Below are 6253 nucleotides of genomic sequence, written 5' to 3'. Positions count from 1 at the left end.
GCCGGACTTCACCTGGGAGCGGACCGACCGCGTCGAGGCCCTCAAGAAGGCCGTCGCGGAGTAGTTCGAGGCAGTTTTCGCTCTCCGAAAAGGGGTGCGGGGTGCTCGCCCCGCGCCCCTTTCGCGCGCATTTTCCGCCCACGCATAGTGTCGGCGCGACCGCGGAGCGCGAGATGGGACGTGACGTGGGCCACATGAAATGGAGACCTACTAGGGGGAATAGGAGACTCCGCCCGTCGGACTAAGCGTCAGCACGCCGATAAGTCCGTTTTGTCCACTATCGGCGGTCGTATGTGGGCTCCTTGCGCCTTTTGGGCCAGTTCCCGCAGGGTGGTTGATGTCAGGCCGCACCGGCTGAGCGAGAGCCGCCGGAGCCCCGATCGATCGGGTGCCTGAAGACCTTTCTCCCTAGCAACAGAGGTTCTGCTTCCGTATGGCTTTCAAGATTCGTTCGCTGCGCACCCTGTCCGCCTCGATCGCCGGCGCCGGCATCCTCGCCTCCGCCGCCGTCATGGGCGTCGGCGGCGCCGCCCACGCCGCCACGGCCATCGCGCCGAACGAGGCGCAGTCGCTCGCCGCGTCGATCGTGCCGGCCGACCAGCTCTCCTCGTTCGACCAGATCATCTCCCACGAGAGTGGCTGGAACGTCACCGCGACCAACGCCTCCTCCGGCGCCTACGGCCTGGGCCAGGCCCTGCCGGGCAACAAGATGGCCTCTGTCGGCGCCGACTGGCAGACCAACCCGACCACGCAGATCAAGTGGGCGCTGAGCTACATGAACTCCACCTACGGCAGCCCGAACGCCGCCTGGTCGTTCTGGCAGACCCACGGCTGGTACTGATCGAGCCGACAGCGCGCAAACCTGAGGCAGGGCCCGTCCGACCGGACGGGCCCTGCCTCTCTGTCGTCGTCTTTGTCCTCGTCCGCCTGCGCTACTCCTCGTCCTCCGCGCAGATCGCCGAGACGAACTCCGCGACGCGCGCCTGCGGCATGTGACGGGCCACGTCCGCCTCGCTGATCATGCCGATCAGCTTGTGGCCGGGGTGGTCGATCACCGGCAGCCGCCGGACCCGGTGCTGCTCCATCACCCGAAGCACCTGTTCGATGTCGTCCTCGCCCTCGATGGTGAGCGGGCGGCCCTCGGCCATCTCGCCGGCTGTGGTGGCGGACGGGTCCAGCCCCGCCGCGATGCACTTCACCACGATGTCGCGGTCGGTGATGATGCCGAGCAGTCTGTCGTTCTCGCCGCAGATGGGCAGTGCGCCCACACCGCGGTCCCGCATGAGCTTGGCCGCCGTGGCCAGCGACTCGTGCTCGGTGACGCACTGGGCGCCGGGGTGCATGATCTCCTGGGCTGTGGTCATCTTGCGGCCTCCTGATGATGCGGCCAGCAGTCACCACCATCGTAGGCTTCCCCGGGTGAGCCCACGCCTTCCGGTGCTGCGCACCGGCCGCCTGCGTCTGCTGCGTCCGACCCCCGAGGATCTCGCCGCGCTCGTCGCCCTGCACGGCGATCCGGAGACCAACCGCCACAACCCCGACGGGCCCACCGCCGCCGAGACGACCGAGCGCCGGCTCGCCGCGTGGGCCCTGGACTGGGAACGCGACGGCTTCGGGTGCTTCTGCGTGGTCTCGGGGACGAGGCGCCGGGGGAGTTGCTCGGCGTCGTCGGCCTCAAGGTCTCCTCTTTCGCCCTGCCCGGGGAGGCGGTGGTCCCGGTGCTCAACTTCTCCTACCGCTTCCGGCCCGCGGTCTGGGGCCGCGGCCTCGCCTCGGAGGCGGCCGGCGCGGCGCTCGACCACGTCCGCCCGCTCCGCGCCGATCTGCCCGTCTGCGCGCTGATCCGGGCGAGCAACCTGCCCTCCCGCCGTCTGGCCGCCCGCCTCGGCCTCCGCGAGACAGGCGAGGCGGACACCGCCGGGCGCCTGGTCCACCTCCTCGGCGCACCCGGCTCGCGCCTGGGCCAGCGTCCCTGCGGTCGGTGCGTTCCGTGCGCCTCGCGCGGCCGGGGCGGTTCAGGCCCGTCGCGGCACGCGGCGCAGGCGGCGGCGTCGCCGGAGGAGGAACAGCGCCGAGAGCGCCAGCACGGCCAGCGCGGCGATGGCGGCCGGCTCCGCGATGCCGTCGGCCGGCTGGGACAGCCCCGACTGGTGGAAGGTGTCCGGCTCCGGCAGCGCCGCCCAGTGGCTGAGCGGCCAGACGACGACGTCGGCGCGGCCGACCACGTCCGAGACCGGGACGAATCCGCCGCCGTTGCCGCGCAGGCGCTGTGTCCGGGAGTCGGCCGAGTCGTCGCGGTGGTCGCCCATCACCCACAGGTCGCCCGCCGGCACCACGACCGTGCCTACCGCGTCGTCGTTGCAGGGCGTCGCGCCGGGGTAGAGGTAGGGCTCGTGCAGGACGACGCCGTTCACGCTCAGCGGTCGGCCCGCCCGGCAGTCGACGGTGTCGCCGCCGACCGCGATCACCCGCTTGATCAGGTAGCTTTCGTCGGCGGAGGGCATCAGCCCGACGTCGCTCAGCGCGTTCTGCACGTCGTAGCCGACCCCGCTGTGCGGCGCGGGCGCTTCCGCGGAGCCGTCAAGCCAGTGGCCGGGGTCCTTGAACACGACCACGTCGCCCCGGGTCGGCTCGGCCTCGAACCAGGGGCTGAACTTGTCCACGAGCACCCGGTCGCCCTTGAGCAGGGTGTTGTTCATCGACCCCGAGGGGATCGAGAAGGCTTGGAAGAAGAAGGTCTTCACGACCACCGCGATGACGACCGCGGCGACGACGACGATGACGGACTCCCGCAGGAACGCACGCCTGCGGCGCCGAGACTCAACCACTGTGTTCCCCCCACCGAGTTGTGACCCCGCCCATTCAACGCGGGTGAGTTCCCAGCCCGCCGCGATGTGCGGAGACCCGCCCCGCCAAGGTCTGAATCGTGGTTCACTTCTTTCATGGCCTATCGCGAGACCCCTGCCGTGCGCATGCGGCTCGACGCCGCGCGCGAGCGGCTCGTCGCCGAGGCGACGGCCCTGGTCGCCGAGGTGGGATGGGCCGGGGCGTCGGTCGGGGCGGTCGCCGCCGCGGCGGGGATGTCCGCCGGGTCCGTGTACCAGCACTTCGCCTCGAAGACCGCGCTCGCGGTCGAGGTGTTCCGGCGGGCGGCCGGGCGCGAGGTCGACGTGCTCGGCGCGGTGCTCCGCGACGGCGACGGGGACGCCGTCACCCGGCTCGCCTGCGGCGTCGCGGTCTTCGCGCGAAGGGCGTTCGAACGGCGCGGGCTCGCCTACGCACTGCTGGCCGCGCCCGCCGAGGAGGCGGTCTGCGCGGAGCGGCTGGAGTTCCGACGCCGCTACCGCGCCCTGTTCGCTGAGGTGGTCCGGGAGGGCACGACGGCCGGGCTGCTGCCGCCCCAGGACCCGGAGGTGACCGCCGCCGCGCTGACCGGAGCCGTCGGCGAGGTGCTGGTCGATCCGCTCGCCGTCCCCGGCGCGGGCACCGCCGCCGAGGCGCTGCTCGCCGAACTGACCGCCATGGCGCTGCGCTGCGCCGGAGCCCGTTCCGTCCAAGGAGGCAACGATGACCGTTGACACGCCACGCAGCGAACCGCAGGCCCGCACGCACGAGGTGACCAACCAGCCTCCGCCGCTGGCCGGTCACGACGTCGCCGCCGACCCGGTGCTGCTGGAGGGCCTGCACCGTGAGGGCGCCGGCTGGTACGAGGACGACCTGCACCGGGTCGGACGGCTCGCCGGCAGCGAGGAGGTCCTGCACTGGGCCGACCAGGCCAACCGCCACGAGCCGGAGCTGCGCACCCACGACCGGTACGGCCACCGCATCGACGAGGTCGAGTTCCACCCCGCCTACCACCGGCTGATGGATGTCGCCGTGCGCGAGGGCCTGGCCGGCGCGCCCTGGGCCGACACCCGGCCCGGCGCCCATGTGGCGCGCGCGGCGGCGTTCATGACGTGGAGCACGCCCGAGTCCGGCCACGGCTGCCCGATCTCGATGACCTACGCGGTCATCCCCGCCCTGCGCACCCAGCCCGAACTCGCGGCCCAGTACGAGCCGTTGCTCACCAGCCGGGTCTACGACCCGGGTCTTTCCGCCCCGTTCGGCAAGCGCGGCCTGCTGGCCGGGATGGGCATGACCGAGAAGCAGGGCGGCACCGACGTCCGGGCCAACACGACGACCGCGGCCCCTAGCGCGGACGGCAGTTGGCGGCTGCGCGGCCACAAGTGGTTCACCAGCGCGCCCATGAACGACGTCTTCCTGGTGCTGGCCCAGGCTCCCGGCGGGCTCTCCTGCTTCCTGGTGCCGCGGGTGCTGCCCGACGGCAGCCGCAACACCTTCCGGATCCAGCGGCTCAAGGACAAGCTCGGCAACCGCTCCAACGCCAGCAGCGAGCCGGAGTTCGACGACACCGTGGCCTGGCTGGTCGGCCCGCAGGGCCAGGGCGTGCGCACCATCATCGGCATGGTCGCCGCGACCCGGCTCGACTGCGTCCTCGGGTCGGCCTCCGGCATCCGCGCCGCGCTCGCCCAGGCCGACCACCACGTGCGCCACCGCTCGGTCTTCGGCGCGAAGCTGATCGACCAGCCGCTGATGCGCAACGTCGTCGCCGACCTCGCGGTGGAGTCCGAGGCCGCGACGACGCTGGCGCTGCGCCTCGCCGGCGCGACGGACCGCGCGCAGCGCGGGGACGCGCAGGAGCGGGCGTTCCTGCGGCTGGCCACGGCCGTGGGCAAGTACTGGGTCTGCAAGCGGCAGCCCGCCGCCATCGCCGAGGCGCTGGAGTGCCTGGGCGGCAACGGCTATGACGAGGCGTCAGGTATGCCGCGGCTCTTCCGCGACGCGCCGCTCAACGGCATCTGGGAGGGCTCGGGCAACGTCCAGGCGCTCGACGTGCTGCGGGTGCTGGCCCGCGAGCCGGAGGCGGTGCACGCGTTCGCGGCCGAGATCGAGGCCGCGAAGGGCGCGGACGCGCGCCTCGACGCCGCCTGGGAGCAGGCCCGTGCCCAGCTGACCGCGGCCGCGGGGGCGACGTCCGGCGAGGTCCAGTACGGCGCTCGCCGCCTGGTCGAGTCGCTCGCCCTGGTCCTCCAGGCTTCGCTGCTGGTCCGCCACGCCCCGCACGCCGTCGCGGACGCCTTCTCCGCCTCCCGCCTCTCCCCGACCCGCGGCCTCGCCTTCGGCACCCTCCCCGACGGTCTCGCAGTGGACAGCCTCCTCGCCCGCACACCGGCGGGGCTGCGCGGCTGAGACCGCCTGGCGCGCACGGTCCGTCGACGCACGGTCGGTCGGTCGACGCACGGTCGGTCGGTCGACGCGCGGTCGGTCGACGCGCGGCCTCGCGGGCCGAGGCTCCGCGGTCGGCTGCGCCGGTGGACCCGGCCAAGGCCGCGTCCGGCGTGGTCGGCGGTCGGCGGCCGGATCGGGCGGACCGACGGGCCGTCGGAGCGCACGGCCGGCTGTGCCAAGCTGATCGGCCGTGAGCCTTCTCCGTCTGCCGTCCCGCTGGTCCCGTACCCTCGACGCCGCCGGCGTCGTCGACCCCGCGCTGCGCACCGACTACGGTGCGCAGCGCGGGGCGGTGCTGCGTTTCAAGCCCGAGGCGTATCTCGCCGTCCGCCTGCTCGTACCGCCGGAGTTGGTGCCGCATGTCGTCGTCGCGACGGCGTTCATGCACCGGACCGACGACCTGCTGGACTCCGCCGAGCCGGTGGCGCGGCGGCGTGAGGCCTTCGGCGCGTGGGAGTCGACCGTCCGGGCCGCGTCGGCGGGAGGGCCCGCGACCGACGACGCGCTCGTGCGGGCACTGGCCCACAGCAGCGCCGCGCTCCCGCAGCTGGGCGAGCACGTGGCGGCCTTCCTCGACACCGCGCTCACCGACCTCGACTTCGCCGGCTTCGCGACGGAGGAGGACTACCAGGCCTACGTCGACGCGTACTCGCTGCCCGCCGTCCTGGTCGTGGCGAGCGTCCTGACGCCCGTCACGCCGCCGATGCGGACCGCCTGCCGCGCCTGGATCGAGGGCGGCCAGCGGCTCGACTTCGTCGCCGATCTCGCCGAGGATCTGGCGGCCGACCGGCTGACGATCCCCCAGGAGACGCTGAAGGCGTTCTCCGTCACCCGCGACGACCTCGTCGCCGCCCGGGACACCCCGGGGGTGCGGGCGCTGCTGGCGCACCTCCTGGACCTGTCCGAGGCGTCCCTCGCCGAGGGGCGGGGGGGGGCGGGGGGGGCCCCCCCCCCCGCCACCCCC

General features: G+C 73.4%; 6 protein-coding genes and 1 pseudogene. 5 read left to right on the top strand and 2 right to left on the bottom strand.

Features of this window, described 5'->3' with window-relative positions; genetic code table 11:
• Positions 1-433: 433 nt before the first annotated feature.
• Positions 434-841, top strand: coding sequence for an aggregation-promoting factor C-terminal-like domain-containing protein (locus tag TR48_RS29220; RefSeq protein ID WP_042372917.1), 408 nt, complete (start codon positions 434-436; stop codon positions 839-841).
• 91 nt (positions 842-932) lie between these two features.
• Here the strand turns inward: TR48_RS29220 and TR48_RS29215 are convergent, their stop codons facing one another.
• Positions 933-1364 carry a CBS domain-containing protein gene (locus tag TR48_RS29215; protein ID WP_042372915.1) on the bottom strand — a complete coding sequence of 144 codons (432 nt, stop codon included), beginning with the start codon at positions 1362-1364 and terminating at the stop codon, positions 933-935.
• Between TR48_RS29215 and TR48_RS46680 the strand changes: the two are divergent.
• Positions 1252-1883 (top strand): annotated as a pseudogene (locus tag TR48_RS46680) (GNAT family N-acetyltransferase); the annotation flags it as partial. The gene TR48_RS29215 and the pseudogene TR48_RS46680 overlap by 113 nt on opposite strands.
• Before the next feature lie 132 nt (positions 1884-2015).
• On the opposite strand, the gene lepB reads toward TR48_RS46680, so the two are convergent.
• Positions 2016-2828 carry a signal peptidase I gene (gene lepB, locus TR48_RS45910; protein ID WP_042372912.1) on the bottom strand — a complete coding sequence of 271 codons (813 nt, stop codon included), beginning with the start codon at positions 2826-2828 and terminating at the stop codon, positions 2016-2018.
• A 114-nt stretch (positions 2829-2942) separates the two neighbouring features.
• Between lepB and TR48_RS29200 the strand changes: the two genes are divergently transcribed.
• The 3 genes from TR48_RS29200 to TR48_RS29190 all read left to right on the top strand — a co-directional run.
• Entirely contained in the window at positions 2943-3578 is a 636-nt protein-coding gene (locus TR48_RS29200) for a TetR/AcrR family transcriptional regulator (RefSeq protein ID WP_042372910.1), read from the top strand.
• Positions 3568-5250: an acyl-CoA dehydrogenase family protein gene (locus TR48_RS29195; protein WP_042372908.1), complete on the top strand. Its 1683-nt coding sequence runs from the start codon at positions 3568-3570 to the stop codon at positions 5248-5250. The genes TR48_RS29200 and TR48_RS29195 overlap by 11 nt, the downstream gene beginning before the upstream one ends.
• A gap of 229 nt (positions 5251-5479) precedes the next feature.
• Positions 5480-6253, top strand: a 774-nt coding sequence (locus TR48_RS29190) for a phytoene/squalene synthase family protein (protein ID WP_052443148.1), incomplete at its 3' end; no start/stop codon positions are given.

The organism is Streptacidiphilus neutrinimicus, assembly GCF_000787815.1.
GTDB classification, from domain to species: Bacteria; Actinomycetota; Actinomycetes; order Streptomycetales; family Streptomycetaceae; genus Streptacidiphilus; species Streptacidiphilus neutrinimicus.
This window is presented reverse-complemented; position numbering and strand designations above follow the sequence as displayed.

What these genes read in the sequence shown, in the direction of transcription:
- TR48_RS29200 (WP_042372910.1), top strand. Translation starts at nt 2,943, where the DNA reads ATGGCCTATCGCGAGACCCCTGCCGTGCGCATGCGGCTCGACGCCGCG.
- TR48_RS29215 (WP_042372915.1), bottom strand. Translation starts at nt 1,364, where the DNA reads ATGACCACAGCCCAGGAGATCATGCACCCCGGCGCCCAGTGCGTCACC.
- TR48_RS29195 (WP_042372908.1), top strand. Translation starts at nt 3,568, where the DNA reads ATGACCGTTGACACGCCACGCAGCGAACCGCAGGCCCGCACGCACGAG.
- TR48_RS29220 (WP_042372917.1), top strand. Translation starts at nt 434, where the DNA reads ATGGCTTTCAAGATTCGTTCGCTGCGCACCCTGTCCGCCTCGATCGCC.